The organism is Exiguobacterium sp. s89 (assembly GCF_018617735.1).
Lineage (GTDB): Bacteria > Bacillota > Bacilli > Exiguobacteriales > Exiguobacteriaceae > Exiguobacterium > Exiguobacterium marinum.
This window is the reverse complement of record NZ_JACSKS010000001.1, coordinates 29,842-45,666: the sequence shown is the minus strand read 5'-3', so window position 1 is coordinate 45,666 and position 15,825 is coordinate 29,842. Positions and strand designations below refer to the sequence as shown.

The following is a 15,825-nucleotide window of genomic DNA, read 5'->3' as shown; positions in this document are numbered from 1 at the left end:
CCCCTCACCCCTTCTCTTTCAATTCATTCAATAGTTTCACAAGCTCCGCATCATCTGGGACGGACGATTCGAGTTCCTTCTTCCTTGCCTGATCGTAAGACCGTTGTTGTTTCGCTTCATCCTCGAGCCACTTCGGCATGTCTCCTTGGTGGTTCTTACGACGTGACCCAACAGTCGTTCGTTGCCCATTTTCTCGTTTTTGCTGTTTCTTCTCAATCAGTGCATCTTGTGTCTCTTCACGCTCTAACGCTTCTTTCGCATTCGTATAGCCTGCTGTCTTCCAGCTTGTCCCAATGCGAAGGACGTAGTTCTCGTTCAGACGAGTCTGCTTCTTCACTTCAATGCAATAATAGAAGAGCGCGTTGATGACACCCGGAGCGAGACCGAGTGTATCGACAAGTTCGATGACTAACTGCTCATCACTTTTAGAGAGTTGTGGCGTCTTTCGTAAAGTAGACACGTATTGATGAGGGTGCGCGGACTCCATCACCTCTGGGTCATGAAGATCCCCAAGCTTCGTCTCCTCAAGTTCCACCGTTTTCTCTTTTCGGTGACGGGTCTGTTTCTTCTTCAGCTGCAATACCATTTGACGACAGCCGTCCCGTTTTTCTTGTTCACTGAGCGGAAGATATGCTTCGTGGACAAAATATTCTTTCAACATCTCAGCCATCGTCTCTTCATCGAGTTGAGAAACATACGCAAGTTTCGTAATTGTTTCATCTAATTTTTTTGTAAAAAAGCCAACTGGGAAATTCGTCAGTTTTTTCACAATGCCCATATCGAACGAATAGTTAATTTCAATCTTCGCACGATCCGGTTTTTCGTAATTTTTTTGAGTGAACGCCCGGTGATTGACTCCTTTGACGTCGAACACTTCATTGAAGTCTTTCGTCACCTCGACGATACCGGCCGGCAATGGGTCGATTGTAAAACGTCCTTGCAGTTGCTTAAAACGCACTTCTCCAACTTTATAAAAAAGGAAGCTTGATAACAGCCCATCATTTAAAAACGTGTGCGGTGCGAGCGGAACTCGCAACTGATAAACGTATTGAGTTAATCGGGCATCTTTCGTTTTGTAGGTACGTACTAATCCGATTGCTTCTAGCCGGAATAAACTATCGGTCAATTCATTGATTGAGTACTCTAACATCTCACACAATGCACTGTGTGACATATAGTTCGATTTCATTTTACCGGGCTTCAATTCGCTCCATAGCGTCTGATAAAGCGCGAGCGCCTTCACCCCGATAACCGGTTGATATAGGTGATAGAGGGACTGATACGATTCACGGTCGACAAGACCCGTACTCATAATCAATAGTTCGTCTGTCCCAAAAATTGTACGTTCTTTCTCCATGGCTCTCTCCCTTGAAAAAGGGCGACCAGCAGGCCGCCCTTTAGTTGGTCGAATTTTCTTGCTTCATTAAATCTTCAAGTTCTTTAAAGAACACCGTGATGTCTTTAAATTGGCGATAAACTGAGGCAAATCGAACATATGCGACTTCATCTACACGCGCCAGTTCATTCATCACCAGCTCCCCCACTTGCTCACTCGGAATCTCTGACTGCGCGAGGGCTCGAAGTTGCTGTTCTACTTTTGTCACAACTCCTTCAAGTTGTTCTAAGGTAACCGGTCGTTTTTCACACGCCCGAATGATGCCGCGGAGTACTTTTTCACGACTGAACTCTTCACGATTTCCATCTTTCTTTACAATAATGAGAGGTGTCTGTTCGACTGTCTCAAATGTCGTAAACCGATAACCGCACTTTTCACATTCACGACGACGTCGAATCGAATAATGGTCTTGCACCGGTCGGGAATCGAGCACTCTCGTTCCATTGTGATCACATTTCGGACAACGCATGCTCAAGCCTCCTTATCGTTCGACAGTTTTATTTCCTATAGCACGTAGCGGGAATTGCTGTGAGAGTGCCTCGTAATAGTGAGCTACAATTTGTGCAAGGTCTACACCGAGTCGCTGTTCACGATTCAGAGTGAAGTCAACCGCTGTACGCCCGCCGTCAACTTGTACGATTGTGACGAGTCCATCCCATCCTTCTCCGATGAATGAAAGTTCTCCACGGTTCGTATCGATTCGACGTACCAACTGACCTTTTGATTGAATGAGTTCTTCTAGCCACTGTATGATGGCATTCGGAGATGCCGCATAGTAGCGTGTCTGCAATGACTCGTTTTTATGAGTGTCTTTCGTTTCAATATGTGTTTGTAACTTATCTAACAGTCCCATAATTCACCTCAACGCTTGAGTTATATACGTTAAGCATATCAAAATTAAGGCGACAACAAAACATTTAAAAGGGCTGACCGTCAAACGGCCAGCCTCAAAAGGTTCTTCAGAATTATTTAGTTAATGCAACTTGTGCTTCAGGAACACGAATTGGTCCCATTCCACGTTCAAGTTTAACATCTTCACGTACTTTTGCATCCAAGCCTTCGGCGATATACTGCGATGCCGTAGCCGGATCGATTCGATCTCCACATGTGAACACGTCAACTGACGCGTACCCATGTTCAGGGAAACTGTGAATCGTTAAGTGTGATTCTGAAATGATGACGACCCCACTCACGCCGTGCGGCGCAAATTTGTGGAATGCGACTTCGCGGACTTCAGCGCCCGAACGAAGAGCAGCATCGACGAACAAACGCTCGATGTAGTCGATATCATTTAATTTGTCGGGATTGCACTCCCAAAGTTCTGTAATAATGTGACGTCCCATAGTATCCATATTAGTGGATCCCCCTTTACATCAATGGTCTCAAAGTAGTTGATGATCACTCACTTTGTGCCTGAATCGCCCACAACCACGGGGGAAAGTTAGTCCTAAGAGGTCCTAACCCTTTAAGTTGCGTTTGTCAGACCAATTGAAGTTCACGAAACTGAGTGTAACGTGTTTAGGACATCGTTACAAGACATTTGATTAAAAAAATTAGAAATATTTTTTTGTCCGTAATATTTTTTATACGTGTGTTTCTCGTTGTCCAATTTGTAGATAGCTAGCCACCATGTCTAATAAGTCCACGACACGGCATGAGTAGCCCCATTCATTGTCATACCATGCGAGTACTTTGACATGATTTCCTCCGAGGACCATCGTCGAATCCATGTCGATAATCGATGAGCGGTCGTCCCCGTTAAAGTCGATGGAGACGAGCGGTTCTTGGGAAACACCTAAAATACCCGTCATTTCTCCGAACGCTGCCCGTTCGAACGCTTTATTGACTTCATCGATTGTTACATCTCGGTGGAGTTCCACGACCAAGTCGACGAGTGATACGTTCGGAGTCGGAACACGGAGCGCCATTCCGTTCAATTTCCCTTGAAGTTCGGGCAATACGAGCCCAATCGCTTTCGCCGCTCCCGTCGATGTCGGGATAATCGAACTACCACAAGCACGCGCCCGCCGTAAGTCTTTATGCGGGTTATCAATATTATTTTGGTCATTCGTATAGGCGTGTACGGTCGTGATTAGTCCCGTCTCAATACCGAACGTCGAATGCAAGACTTTCACGACCGGTCCGAGACAGTTCGTCGTACACGATGCGTTTGAAATAATATGGTCTTCTTCAGGACGATAATCACGATCATTGACCCCCATCACGATCGTACGCAAATCTCCTTTACCCGGCGCAGTCAAAATCACTTTTTTTGCCCCTGCGTCCAGATGAAGTCTAGCTCCGACATCAGAGTTGAACTTCCCTGTCGCTTCAACCACGATATCGATTTCAAGGTCCGCCCAAGGCAAACATGACGGATCGCGTTCTGAAATCAGTTCAATTCGTTTCCCATCGACTTCGAGCGTATCCCCATGCGCGCGAACGGTCAATTCAAATGGTCCATGTATAGAATCATGTTTGATGAGATGCGCGAGTGTTTCCGCCGGATAACTTGCGTTAATCGCCACCACTTCATGACGCCCCTCGATCATCAATTTCCGAAATACCATTCTCCCAATTCGACCAAATCCATTAATCGCCACTTTTGTCCCCATGCTAGATCCCCCTTTTTCTACATTACGGTTTCATTATAACGGATACTTGTAAGCGTTTTCACTATGAATCGTCACATTTCTTTCACTTTTCTTTGTTTATTTTTTGAAAATGAGGGAAATTTCTTCTCGTAAAGCAAAAGAGAAAGGAGGCGTCGTGATGTTTGATTGGGGAGATATCGATAAATTTTTCATTTCGTTCTTCATCATTTTACCGATTGTGACGTTGATTCACGAGTTAGGACATTATTTCTTCGCAAGATTATTCGGAGGCACTCTCGATATGCAAATCGGGACCGGAAAAAAATTGTTCAAAATAGGGCATCTACAAGTGAATCGTGTCTACTTTTATGATGCATGGTGTCAGTTTTCAGATTTGAAGTGGAGCAATAAAGTTACTCGCTCTCTCGTTTACGGTGGGGGCGCAATTTTCAACTTGGCGAGCATTCTCATTTTAAACGGATTTATTCTTCAACAAGAAATCGAGCCTACTCTTTACACGTATCAATTCGCCTATTTCTCGTTCTACTATATCTTTTTCTCTCTCTATCCAATTTATTATTCAAGTGGTCACCCAAGTGACGGCCGAGCGATTTATGATACATGGAAAAAAGGATCGCCTGAATCCGACCCTTTGAATTAAAAAAAGGCGATCATTCGATGGCACTGAAAAACCTCTGCTCTTGCCTTACAGGAACAGAGAAAAAGCAAGGAATACAGAGGAGCGTCATCCCTGATTGGGACGACGCTCCTCTGTTTAGAATCATTTAGGATTTTTCAGCGCCTTCAATCATTCGGCTTTTTTTTGTATGGATTTAAATTGATCGACTAAGCGGTCAATTTGGGAAGGTAACTCCCCCAATGCCCCGTTGTTATTCACAAGATAATCAGCCTGATGCTTTTTATCTTCAATCGGGATTTGCGAATGGATGCGTGCGAGCGCCTCTTCTTTTGTCAACCCATTCCGTTCCATGAGACGCATCAATTGAATTTCTTCGCGACAATAGACGACAACCGAATAGTCGACGAGGTCAAGCATTGTTCCTTCGAATAAAAGGGGAATGTCAAAAATGACGACCGGTTCACCGGCTGTCTCGTGTGTTCGCATCTGTTCTTTCATCTCTTCGCGAATCGCAGGATGCATTAGTTGGTTTAATTGCTGACGCTTCGTTTCATCATGAAAGATTTCACGTCCTAATGCAGGGCGATTCAATAGATCACCATCAAAACATTTCGGGAATGCCGCCTTTACACCTTCGATTGCCTTTCCCTCAGGCTCAATGACCTTTCTCGCAATCAAATCAGCATCGATAATCGGAATCCCTCGCTCTCGAAACAATCGAGACACTGTGGACTTTCCGGTTGCAATCCCACCCGTTAATCCAATTTTCAACATATTCGCCCACCCCTTAACGTTGTTGACAGTTCGGACAAAAATGCGTACCACGCCCGCCTAGTTTCATCTTTTCAATTTCATGACCACAACGACGACACGGCTCACCGGCTCGCCCGTATACATACAGCCTCTCTTGGAACGTTCCAGTCACACCGTCGGGGTTCGTATAACTACGTATCGTACTTCCCCCACGCTCGATTGCCTCTGTTAGGACGGCGACCGCTTCTACCCGTACACGCTCTACTTCTTCACCTGATAGACTCGCGGCCGTTCGTATCGGATGAATACCAGCACGAAATAACGTTTCGTCTACATAAATATTACCCAATCCAACAAAAATCGATTGATCGAGGAGGGCGGTCTTGATGGCACGGGACTTCATCCGCCCTAAACGCTGATGTAGTGCCTCTCCGGTCACACGCTCGTCAAACGGCTCGTAAGCAAGCAATGAAAGTGGCGGTGTTGTATGAATCGTTTCGTTTGTCCGCAACTCCATCGTACCAAACTTACGTACATCATTATAATGCAGGGTAGATTGGTCAGTGAATGTGATGACGATATGTGTATGTTTCACCGGTTCTGTGAATGTCTCGTACGGAAAGAATTTCCCCTCCATGCGTAGATGTGAGACGAGGTACCCGTTCGTTAATTTAAACAAGATGAATTTCCCTCGCCTTTCTACATCCATAATGGTCTCTCCAACCAAGTGGTGAACCCACTCTTCTGCATCGAGTCCACGAATAATTTTAGAGTCGAGCACATCGACAGCCTGAATCGTCTTTCCTGAAACGACAGGTCGCAGTCGACGACAGACTGTTTCAACCTCTGGTAATTCTGGCATACTTACTACCTTCCTATCCTCTTATTTCGTATCGAACCAAGTGGTTCCTACTGCACCGTCAGCGCGTAATGGTACATCGAGTGTAACCGTATGTTCCATCGCTTCGGTCACCAGTTTTTCTAATGCTTCCATCTCTTCAGCAGGACCCTCAAAAATCAATTCATCGTGTACTTGTAACAATAGTTTTGACTGAAGGTGCGACGTTTTGAGGGCATGATTGACATCAATCATCGCTTTTTTGATAATATCGGCTGCCGTTCCTTGAATCGGGGTATTGATGGCAGTACGTTCAGCAAATCCACGCAAGTTGAAATTACGAGAGTGAATATCCGGTATGTTTCGACGGCGTTTTAACATCGTTTCAACAAATCCGTGTTCTCGAGCACGTTCAATAGCCGCATCCATGAATGTCTTTACACCAGGGAACTGTTCGAAATACGTATCAATAAACGTTTGTGCTTCTTTACGTGTAATTCCAAGATTTTGCGAAAGTCCATAATCACTGATTCCATAGATGATTCCAAAGTTAACTGCTTTCGCCTGACGACGCATAAGCGAAGTCACTTCTTCTTTCGAGACTTTAAAGACGTTCGCCGCCGTCGATGTATGGATGTCCTCGTCGTGTAAGAATGCCGCAATCATTTTTTCATCTTGAGACATGTGCGCCATGATGCGAAGTTCGATTTGCGAATAATCGACCGCATAGAGTACCCAGTTTGGTTCACTTGCAGTGAACGCCTTGCGGATGCGTCGTCCTTCTTCTAATCGAATCGGGATGTTTTGAAGATTCGGGTTGACCGACGAGAGTCGTCCAGTTTGCGTCAACGTCTGTGTGTATCGGGTGTGGATCTTGCCGTCTTCCTTCACGACTTTCTGTAATCCCTCGACATAGGTCGACTGCAATTTACCAAGTTCTCGATAATGCATGATTTTCTCGATGATCGGGTGGAGCGGCGCTAACTTTTCAAGCACATCAGCCGCTGTCGAGTATCCCGTCTTCGTTTTTTTCACGGGAGGAAGCGCTAATTTTTCGAACAAGATGACCCCTAGTTGCTTTGGTGAATTGATGTTGAATGGTTCTCCGGCCAACTCATGAATCGTCACCTCAAGCGTACTAAGACGTTCTCGAAGGTCCGCCTCCATATGTTGAAGCGTTTCGATATTAACATGTATGCCTGCCCATTCCATTTCTGCTAAAACAGACACGAGCGGTTTTTCGAGTGCCTCATACAGTTCTGTCTGTTCATTATCCTTCAACTCGGAGAGGACACGTTCAAATAACGTATAAATCGCATGTGCTTTTTCAGCGAGATGTGAATGGAACGCATCTTCCTCAGGAACTTTAATTTTTGCACCTTTCCCATAAACCATTTCATCTTCTTCAAGATGATAGGCGAAATGAGAAGCGATCGAACTAAGTGACGTTCCACCAGATAGATTTAGTAAGTATCCGGCAACGAGTAAATCCTCGTACCCTTGAAGCGATAGCTGTTGACGTTTCAACTGAATGATTGTCTGTTTGGAATCGAGACAAACCGTCGCCCTAGATTCATCTTCAATCCATTCCTTGACCGGCTCTTCTTGTAACAAAGTCACGTCACCAATCGTCACCCCACGTTCTGATGCAATCGCCACCCCGACAATTTCTTCTTCGAAATAATCATCGTGCAGTTGCTCAAGAAACAGGACCGCTCGAGACAAATCTTGTTCAGAAAGGTCGATTGTCGGCCGCGCTTCTTTTTCGACCGTTTCTTCTGTAGCGCTGTCCGACAGTTTTCCGATTAACGATTTGAATTGGAGTTCCATGAATAAAGGCTTCACGACGGAAGCGTCATACGATTTAAAGACGAGATCGTCTACAGACACATTCAATGGAACGTCCGTATAAATCGTTGCCAACTGTTTTGACATTTTTGCTTCTCGCTCGTTCGCCTCAACTTTTTCTTTTTGTTTCCCTTTTAGCTCATCCGTATGTTCGTAAAGGGCTTCGACCGTGCCATACGTTGAAATCAACTTCAACGCCGTCTTCTCCCCAACACCTGGAATACCGGGAATATTATCGGACTTATCGCCCATTAATCCTTTCAAGTCAATCATCTGAATCGGCTGTAGACCTTCATATCGCTCTTGGAAAGCCGCCTCGTTCATTTTCTCGACATCCGTGATGCCCCGCTTCGTCAAATAAACGGTCACTCGCTCATTGATGAGCTGTAGTAAATCTTTATCTCCCGTCACAATCGTCACTTGATCAAATGATGTATCTTTCGAGAGTGTCCCGATGATATCATCCGCCTCATATTGTTCAAGCTCAAGGACAGAGATGCCGAACGCGCGACAGACGTCACGTACGAGCGGGAACTGTTCTCGTAATTCTCCAGGAGTTTTTTGACGTCCACCTTTATACTCAGCAAACGTATCATGACGAAACGTCTTTTTCGACGCATCGAACGCAACAGCGAAATGCGTAGGTTGTTCGTCCTCCATCAATTTTAACAACATCATCGTAAAGCCATACACCGCATTCGTATTCCGACCCGACGCGTCCGACATCGGAGGCAGTGCGAAAAATGCACGATATGTTAAGGAATTCCCATCCAGGATTAGTAGTTTATTCATCCAATCGACCTCCATTCTTCTCTTCGTCCATCATACCATACGGGTACATGCGTTCGAAAAAAAAGGCCCTTTTCTACGAATAGAAAAGGGCCAAATTCTCGACCATGTGGAGATGAGCACCGATCGAGTCACGAGATGATGAAGAGGTCTCACTCATAGAATAGCAAGGTTTTGTAAAGTAAATATGAATGAACGATAAAGGAATCGTTAAACCCGCGGAAACGTGATGGTGAACGTCGTTCCTTTGCCCTCAACGCTATCGACATCGATGGTCGCATGATGCAAATCGATGATGTGCTTCACGATGGCAAGCCCGAGCCCGGTTCCACCGGAGTTGCGACTTCTCGCCTTATCGACACGATAGAAGCGCTCAAAGATTCGACTCACTTCTTTTTCGGCAATTCCGATTCCGTTGTCTCGCACTCGAAGTTTGTATGAATCCGGATTCGCCTCTACAGAAATCTCAACGCGACTTCCTTCCGGTGAATAGTTGATCGCGTTGGCGACCAAATTCATGATCACTTGTTTCATTCGGTTCAAATCAGCCTGCAATACAACTTCTCCATTGTGTTGTGTCTCTAGATGAATCGACTTCTTGTTCGCCTTTTGACTGAGTAGGAGACACACTTCGTCGACGAGTTGATTCAAATCGACGGACACCAGCTCCATTTGGAAATCATCTCGCTCCAATCTCGAAAGTTCAAGGAGATCTTCGACAAGCATCTGCATTCGCGTCGCTTCTTTTTGAATGATGTCTAAGAACTGGTCACGAAGTTCAGGTACTTCTTTTGCCCCGTCAAGAAGCGTTTCGCTAAATCCACGAATGGACGTAAGGGGTGTCTTCAGTTCATGACTGACGTTCGCCACAAAATCTTTCCGCATCTTCTCGAGCCGCTTTAGCTCTGTGATGTCGTTGAATAGTAACGTTGTCCCGCGAAGCATCCCTGTGTCACTGAATATCGGTGCAGCGGACACCATATACGTTTTCTGATTGAAACCTGTTCGAATCGACAATTGACGACGGTTAACCTCTTCTGTCAGATAGACATCCTCAATGAGCGATTCGACATCAGGACTCGGCAATATCCCATGATAAAATTGTCCAATTGATAAATCATCGTATTGGAACATCTCCCGATACGATCGGTTGACTAATGTGACGATGCCGCGTTCGTCAACTAGAAGAAGCCCCGCTCCCATATATTCGATGAGCGACTCAAGTCTCGCCCGTTGAACCGATTCTCCAAGGGAGATAGACTCTAAACTTCGGGCAAGGACGTTAATGGAACCTGCCAGACTGCCAGTCTCCTCATCATTTCGCAGTTCATACACACGAGCGCGATAATTCCCATCCGCTAACTCTCGTAAGACGATGGTCGCCTCGTCAATCGGTCGAATGAATTGGTTCGTCAAATGCTGTAGGACGAACAAGATGATGAAGAACGAGAAGACGAGCGCGAGCGCAATCGTCAACCAAATCCGATCATATACCCCTTCTAGGTCAGACACATAACGGATAAATGTCAGGTATACGGTATCACCTGTAGCGAGATCAATCGGTTTCGTGAATTGAATCAATGCATCTTCATCCGCCTCACCAAATGTTCCGTCATCCGGTACTAAATTCGGATCAATTTGATAATCGATTGTACCGACACGAAACGGTGTTCCTGCAATTACTTCCATCCTGCTGTTAAGGAGTAAAATATCAAAACTACTCCCATCATCGATTTGACCGACATACTCACGTATTTCATCCAGTTCTCCGTCTTCTAGATAAAGGGCTGCTAGCTGAGCGTCCTCTTTCAATCGGTCTCGTTCGGAATCTAAATAGAAGTCTTTGAACAGTTGTCCGAGCACGATGCCGAGCATAAGAAGGACGCCCGTGACGAGCAGAATAAGTGTCGTCATGAATCTAGAACGATACGTCTTCATTCCGAAATCGGCTCCTCCATCTTATACCCGAGTCCGCGAATCGTTTTAATGTAGGTTGGTTTCTTGGTCACTGGTTCAATTTTTTCACGAAGGTGACTAATATGGACGTCGACGATCCGCGTGTCACCGACAAAGTCATAATTCCAAATGGCCGATAGTAATTGGTCCCGTGTCAGCACACGACCCTTGTTTTTTGCCAGATAGGCTAACAGTTCAAACTCTTTCGGCGTCAATTCGAGTCGTTCTCCTTGTTTGAACACTTCGTAGTTTGAAGCTACGATTTTAACGTCACCGATTTGGATGACATCCTCTTCAACAACCGCCTCTTGTGGGCCTGAACGTCGTAAAATCGCTTTGACACGGGCGACCACTTCACGTGGGCTAAACGGTTTTGTTAAATAATCGTCTGCGCCAAGCTCAAGACCGAGGACTTTATCAAATTCATCGTCCTTTGCCGTCAGCATCAAAATCGGTGTATTGACTTTTTGTTGTCGAAGTCGCTTGCAAACTTCAAGTCCGTCCATTTCTGGGAGCATCAAATCGAGCACAATGAGCACGGCGTCCTTTTTTTCAGCCAGTTCCAACCCGGTTTTTCCATCATGTGCCGTTTCTACTTCAAAGCCAGCTTGTTCTAAATTAAATTTTAATAACGTCGCGATTGATACTTCATCGTCGACAACAATTACTTTATCAGCCACACTTCTTCCTCCTCTTGATCCATCAAATGTCACTCTCTATTTTACAAATCAAACCTTGATACGACCAACCTCAAAGCAAATCTTTACAAAAACAAAACAAATCCACTTTCAGTGTAGCATGCCCTACAAGATACAAAACGCAAAAAAAAATGCTTCCTGCATATTTGCAGGAAGCATCTTCCTCTTATAAGACGCCTAATACCGAGCGGACAGAGTCAGCAGACTTCGAAAGTGCTGCTTTTTCTTCATCTGTCAATTCGAGCTCAAGCACTTGCTCAATTCCATGTTTACCAAGAATCGTCGGGACACCAAGATACAAGTCATTGAATCCGTACTCCCCTTCAAGGTATGCTATGGCAGGTAAAATCCGACGCTGATCTTTCACAATCGCTTCGACCATCTCCACGATAGCAGCAGCTGGCGCATAATACGCCGAGCCATCCCCCAATAGTTGGACGATCTCGCCACCGCCTTTGCGCGTTCGCTCCACAATTTGCTCGATTCGTTCATCTGAGATGAGTTTTTCGAGCGGGATTCCCCCAGCGTATGAGTAGCGTACAAGAGGAACCATATCGTCCCCATGTCCTCCGAGAACGAACCCCGATACATCTTTGACGGATACGTTTAACTCTTGTGCTACAAATGTACGGAAACGAGCCGTATCCAGAACCCCAGATTGTCCGATGACACGTTCTTTCGGGAACCCCGACTCTTTAAACGCAGCATACGTCATCGCATCGACGGGATTGGTCAGAACAATCAGAATGGCTTCTGGAGAATGGATGGCAATCTCTTTCACAACCGAGCGCATGACGTTTGCGTTCGTTGCGACGAGGTCGTCCCGGCTCATCCCTGGTTTGCGGGCAATCCCTGCAGTAATCACGACCACGTCTGAATCGGCCGTATCGGCGTAATCTGATGTCCCTGTGACCCAAGCATCAAACCCTTGAATCGGAGCCGTTTCTTGCATGTCGAGCGCTTTTCCTTTCGTCGGTCCAACTTTTTCTTCCATATCGAGCAGAACGACATTCCCTAGCTCGCGCTGAGCCAAGTACAGTGCAGTAGTAGCACCGGTGAAGCCACTTCCAATTACAGAAATTTTGTTACGACGAATCATGAGCTCTCCCCCTCAATTGACTCTTTCGAATGACTTACATGTTTTTGATTAATTCATCAGCGAACTCAGAACACTTCACTTCTGTCGCTCCGTCCATGAGACGAGCAAAATCATACGTGACGACTTTCGAAGCAATTGTTTTCTCCATCGAACGGGTGATGAGATCAGCCGCCTCGTTCCAGTTCATATGACGGAGCATCATCTCACCAGAAAGGATGACTGACGATGGGTTTACTTTATCAAGACCTGCATATTTCGGAGCCGTACCATGTGTCGCTTCGAAGATTGCATGTCCTGTGATGTAGTTGATATTCGCACCAGGTGCAATCCCGATTCCACCCACTTGTGCAGCAAGGGCATCTGAAATGTAGTCACCATTCAAGTTCATCGTCGCAACGACATCGAACTCACGTGGTCGTGTCAAGATTTGTTGAAGGAAGATATCAGCGATTGAATCTTTGACGATGATTTTCCCTTCAGCTTCTGCTTTTGATTGTGCTTCGTTCGCAGCCGCTTCACCAGACTCTTCTTTAATGCGGTCGTATTGTGCCCATGTGAAGACTTTGTCGCCGTACTCCGCTTCAGCAAGAGCATAGCCCCAGTTTTTAAATGCGCCTTCTGTGAACTTCATGATGTTCCCTTTGTGAACGAGTGTAACGGATTTACGGTCGTTCGCAATCGCATACTCGATTGCAGCACGGACTAAACGTTCTGTTCCTTCAGAAGAAACCGGCTTGATGCCAATCCCTGATGTCTCTGGGAAACGAATTTTATTGACGTTCATCTCATCTTGCAAGAAGTTGATGAGCTTTTTCACTTCATCGCTTCCTGAAGCGTATTCGATTCCCGCGTAAATATCTTCTGTGTTCTCACGGAAGATGACCATGTCTGTATCTTCAGGACGTTTTACTGGTGATGGTACACCTGTGAAGTAACGAACTGGACGAAGGCAAGTATACAAGTCAAGTTCTTGACGAAGCGCAACGTTCAATGACCGAATCCCACCACCGACTGGTGTCGTGAGTGGTCCTTTGATCGCAATCAAGTACTCGCGGATTTGATCGAGTGTCTCTGTCGGAAGCCATTCGCCTTTTTCGTTATATGCTTTCTCACCAGCGTATACTTCCATCCATTCGATTTTCTTGTCGCCGCCGTATGCTTTTTCAACTGCAGCGTCAAATACACGAACAGCCGCATTCCAAATGTCAGGGCCCGTGCCGTCACCGATAATAAATGGTACGGTCGGTACGTTTGGTACGTTCAATACACCGTTTTCAACTGTAATCTTTTGTCCTTGTGTCAACATAATGAATCCCCCTAAGTACATTACTGTAGGTCGACGCGTGCGCCGACCTACGTCACTTGTTAGTTTACCAAACTTTTGTCTAAAATGTGTCCCGAATTAACGTTCGTTCACAGGAACATATTTACGGCTCGTTTCACCGACATATTCCGCACGTGGACGAATCAAACGGTTGTCCGCGTATTGCTCAAGGATATGTGCGATCCATCCAGACATACGAGATACAGCGAAGATTGGTGTGAATAAATCTTCTTCAAGACCGAGCGCATAATACGTCGAAGCTGAATAGAAATCGACATTCGGTTTCAATCCTTTTTCTGTTTCGACGAGATGATCGATTTTCTCAGACATCTCATACCATTTCGGTTCGCCGATTTGAGCAGTCAATTGGCGACTCATTTCTTTCAAATGCTTCGCGCGCGGGTCGCCGTCCTTATAAACACGGTGACCGAAGCCCATGATTTTTTCTTTGCGCTCGAATTTACCACGAACATATTCTTCAACTCGATCAACCGAGTCAATCTCGTGAAGCATTTTCATAACTGCTTCGTTCGCCCCACCGTGAAGTGGTCCTTTGAGTGCTCCCATCGCCGCCGTGACGCCAGAGTACATGTCTGATAGTGTCGCCACACAAACGCGTGCTGTGAATGTCGAGGCGTTCAATTCATGGTCTGCATGTAAAATGAGTGCCTTATCAATCGTTTTTTCTGCTACTTCGTTCGGCTCTTCCCCGTTTAGCATATACAAGAAGTTACCCGCATAAGAAAGACCTTGTTTGGGGGCAACCGGTTGTTCCCCTTTACGAAGACGAGCGAAAGCTGTCACGATTGTCGCAACTTGAGCTTGCAGACGAATCGCTTTACGCATGTTCGCCTCGTCACTCATGTCTTCAGATTCTTCATCATATAGAGCGAGTTGTGAGAGTGCTGTACGAATCGTCGCCATCGCATTGGCTGATTTCGGTGCACGTTTTAACGTATCAATCACCTCTTCAGGTAATGTCGCTTCTTTTACAAGCGATTCTGATAGCGCTGTCAATTCCTCTGCATTTGGTAAGCGGTTGTTCCACAATAAGAAAACTACTTCTTCAAATGTGGCGTGGTCCGCTAAATCATCAATGGTGTATCCTCCATAAGTCAATTGACCGTCAATAATTGAGCTGACTTTTGAGGCTGCTGCCACAATACCTTCTAACCCTTTTGTCGTTGACATTCATAACTCCCCCTCAGTCTTGTTTAAAAGTGATCGACCGTAAAAACAGTCTGTTTGTAGGGAATAAGGATACGGGATGGGCCTTTCCCCTTCATTCGCCCAGTCTCCGTTTACCCTGTCCTTTATATAGTATAAACAATTTATTGCAAAAAAGAAATGTAAGCGGCTTCAGTTGTCAGAAAATATCAAAACCATTTTTCAATGATTTGATATCCACCTAAAATCAATGCTGCAATCCCAGCTCCGACAAGCGGTCCGACCGGTATCCCTTTCATGAATCCAACCGCTAGAATCGTACCTGCGAGGAGGGCTGTCGTAACGACAGGATCGACACGCATCAACTGCACACCTTGTCCCGCTGCAATGGCGACGAACATTCCTGAAGCAAATGCCACGATTCCGACCGGCCCTTTAATACTATTCCACAATTCTTTAAACCCGATGTCTCCGGTTGCAATTGGAACAAGGACAGCAATCGTTATGATGGTCACGCCCCAACTGATTCCTTTGGATGCGAGTGTGGGGAATAATTGATCTCCGAAACCGATCGCTTTAATAATTAGCAAAACACTACTTGCGATAATAACCGATTGATTATTTGAAATGACACCGATTAATACGAGCATCAATAAAAAAAGATAAGCACTCATTATGTTTCCTTTCTTTGAACGGAAAAAAACCGACCTTTGAAGAAGGCCG

15 protein-coding genes are annotated in these 15,825 nt (G+C 45.6%); 1 reads left to right on the top strand and 14 read right to left on the bottom strand.

Features of this window, described 5'->3' with window-relative positions:
- Window positions 1-4: 4 nt before the first annotated feature.
- The 5 genes from KNO96_RS00205 to KNO96_RS00185 form a co-directional block, all read right to left on the bottom strand.
- On the bottom strand, window positions 5-1,357 hold the full coding sequence (locus KNO96_RS00205) for a DnaD domain protein (protein WP_214701794.1): 1,353 nt from the start codon (window positions 1,355-1,357) through the stop codon (window positions 5-7).
- A gap of 40 nt (window positions 1,358-1,397) precedes the next feature.
- Window positions 1,398-1,865, bottom strand: coding sequence for a transcriptional regulator NrdR (nrdR, locus tag KNO96_RS00200; protein WP_012726705.1), 468 nt, complete (start codon window positions 1,863-1,865; stop codon window positions 1,398-1,400).
- Between the two features lie 12 nt (window positions 1,866-1,877).
- Window positions 1,878-2,249 (bottom strand): hypothetical protein, encoded by a 372-nt coding sequence (locus KNO96_RS00195; protein WP_214701793.1) that lies wholly within the window; start codon window positions 2,247-2,249, stop codon window positions 1,878-1,880.
- Window positions 2,250-2,361: 112 nt separating this feature from the next.
- Window positions 2,362-2,748, bottom strand: coding sequence for an adenosylmethionine decarboxylase (gene speD, locus KNO96_RS00190; protein WP_026825618.1), 387 nt, complete (start codon window positions 2,746-2,748; stop codon window positions 2,362-2,364).
- A gap of 231 nt (window positions 2,749-2,979) precedes the next feature.
- Window positions 2,980-4,011 (bottom strand): glyceraldehyde-3-phosphate dehydrogenase, encoded by a 1,032-nt coding sequence (locus KNO96_RS00185; RefSeq protein WP_214701792.1) that lies wholly within the window; start codon window positions 4,009-4,011, stop codon window positions 2,980-2,982.
- 157 nt (window positions 4,012-4,168) lie between these two features.
- On the opposite strand from KNO96_RS00185, the gene KNO96_RS00180 reads away from it, so the two are divergent.
- Window positions 4,169-4,651: a site-2 protease family protein gene (locus KNO96_RS00180; protein ID WP_026825616.1), complete on the top strand. Its 483-nt coding sequence runs from the start codon at window positions 4,169-4,171 to the stop codon at window positions 4,649-4,651.
- A 147-nt stretch (window positions 4,652-4,798) separates the two neighbouring features.
- Here KNO96_RS00180 and coaE read toward each other — a convergent pair whose 3' ends face one another.
- The 9 genes from coaE to KNO96_RS00135 all read right to left on the bottom strand — a co-directional run bounded on the left by coaE (window position 4,799) and on the right by KNO96_RS00135 (window position 15,776).
- Window positions 4,799-5,404, bottom strand: coding sequence for a dephospho-CoA kinase (coaE, locus tag KNO96_RS00175; RefSeq protein WP_214701791.1), 606 nt, complete (start codon window positions 5,402-5,404; stop codon window positions 4,799-4,801).
- 13 nt (window positions 5,405-5,417) lie between these two features.
- Window positions 5,418-6,245: a DNA-formamidopyrimidine glycosylase gene (gene mutM, locus KNO96_RS00170; RefSeq protein WP_026825614.1), complete on the bottom strand. Its 828-nt coding sequence runs from the start codon at window positions 6,243-6,245 to the stop codon at window positions 5,418-5,420.
- 21 nt (window positions 6,246-6,266) lie between these two features.
- Window positions 6,267-8,861 (bottom strand): DNA polymerase I, encoded by a 2,595-nt coding sequence (polA, locus tag KNO96_RS00165; RefSeq protein ID WP_214701790.1) that lies wholly within the window; start codon window positions 8,859-8,861, stop codon window positions 6,267-6,269.
- A gap of 207 nt (window positions 8,862-9,068) precedes the next feature.
- Window positions 9,069-10,796, bottom strand: a complete 1,728-nt coding sequence (pnpS, locus tag KNO96_RS00160) for a two-component system histidine kinase PnpS (protein ID WP_026825612.1) — start codon at window positions 10,794-10,796, stop codon at window positions 9,069-9,071.
- Window positions 10,793-11,494, bottom strand: coding sequence for a response regulator transcription factor (locus tag KNO96_RS00155; protein ID WP_026825611.1), 702 nt, complete (start codon window positions 11,492-11,494; stop codon window positions 10,793-10,795). Before KNO96_RS00155 ends, pnpS begins: the two co-directional genes overlap by 4 nt.
- Before the next feature lie 184 nt (window positions 11,495-11,678).
- Entirely contained in the window at window positions 11,679-12,611 is a 933-nt protein-coding gene (gene mdh, locus KNO96_RS00150) for a malate dehydrogenase (protein ID WP_026825610.1), read from the bottom strand.
- 34 nt (window positions 12,612-12,645) lie between these two features.
- Complete coding sequence (gene icd, locus KNO96_RS00145) at window positions 12,646-13,914, bottom strand: NADP-dependent isocitrate dehydrogenase (protein WP_026825609.1); 1,269 nt, start codon at window positions 13,912-13,914, stop codon at window positions 12,646-12,648.
- Window positions 13,915-14,013: 99 nt separating this feature from the next.
- Entirely contained in the window at window positions 14,014-15,126 is a 1,113-nt protein-coding gene (gene citZ / locus KNO96_RS00140) for a citrate synthase (protein ID WP_214701788.1), read from the bottom strand.
- Window positions 15,127-15,311: 185 nt separating this feature from the next.
- A complete protein-coding gene (locus KNO96_RS00135; protein WP_026825607.1) occupies window positions 15,312-15,776 on the bottom strand; it encodes a DUF441 domain-containing protein in 465 nt (154 codons plus the stop codon).
- Window positions 15,777-15,825: the final 49 nt, after the last annotated feature.

Bases quoted from the DNA above. Each gene is read 5' to 3' on its own strand.
- nrdR (WP_012726705.1), bottom strand. From the start codon at position 1,865: ATGCGTTGTCCGAAATGTGATCACAATGGAACGAGAGTGCTCGATTCC.
- KNO96_RS00180 (WP_026825616.1), top strand. From the start codon at position 4,169: ATGTTTGATTGGGGAGATATCGATAAATTTTTCATTTCGTTCTTCATC.
- mutM (WP_026825614.1), bottom strand. From the start codon at position 6,245: ATGCCAGAATTACCAGAGGTTGAAACAGTCTGTCGTCGACTGCGACCT.
- coaE (WP_214701791.1), bottom strand. From the start codon at position 5,404: ATGTTGAAAATTGGATTAACGGGTGGGATTGCAACCGGAAAGTCCACA.
- KNO96_RS00195 (WP_214701793.1), bottom strand. From the start codon at position 2,249: ATGGGACTGTTAGATAAGTTACAAACACATATTGAAACGAAAGACACT.
- polA (WP_214701790.1), bottom strand. From the start codon at position 8,861: ATGAATAAACTACTAATCCTGGATGGGAATTCCTTAACATATCGTGCA.
- KNO96_RS00185 (WP_214701792.1), bottom strand. From the start codon at position 4,011: ATGGGGACAAAAGTGGCGATTAATGGATTTGGTCGAATTGGGAGAATG.
- pnpS (WP_026825612.1), bottom strand. From the start codon at position 10,796: ATGAAGACGTATCGTTCTAGATTCATGACGACACTTATTCTGCTCGTC.
- KNO96_RS00135 (WP_026825607.1), bottom strand. From the start codon at position 15,776: ATGAGTGCTTATCTTTTTTTATTGATGCTCGTATTAATCGGTGTCATT.
- citZ (WP_214701788.1), bottom strand. From the start codon at position 15,126: ATGTCAACGACAAAAGGGTTAGAAGGTATTGTGGCAGCAGCCTCAAAA.
- mdh (WP_026825610.1), bottom strand. From the start codon at position 12,611: ATGATTCGTCGTAACAAAATTTCTGTAATTGGAAGTGGCTTCACCGGT.
- speD (WP_026825618.1), bottom strand. From the start codon at position 2,748: ATGGATACTATGGGACGTCACATTATTACAGAACTTTGGGAGTGCAAT.
- KNO96_RS00205 (WP_214701794.1), bottom strand. From the start codon at position 1,357: ATGGAGAAAGAACGTACAATTTTTGGGACAGACGAACTATTGATTATG.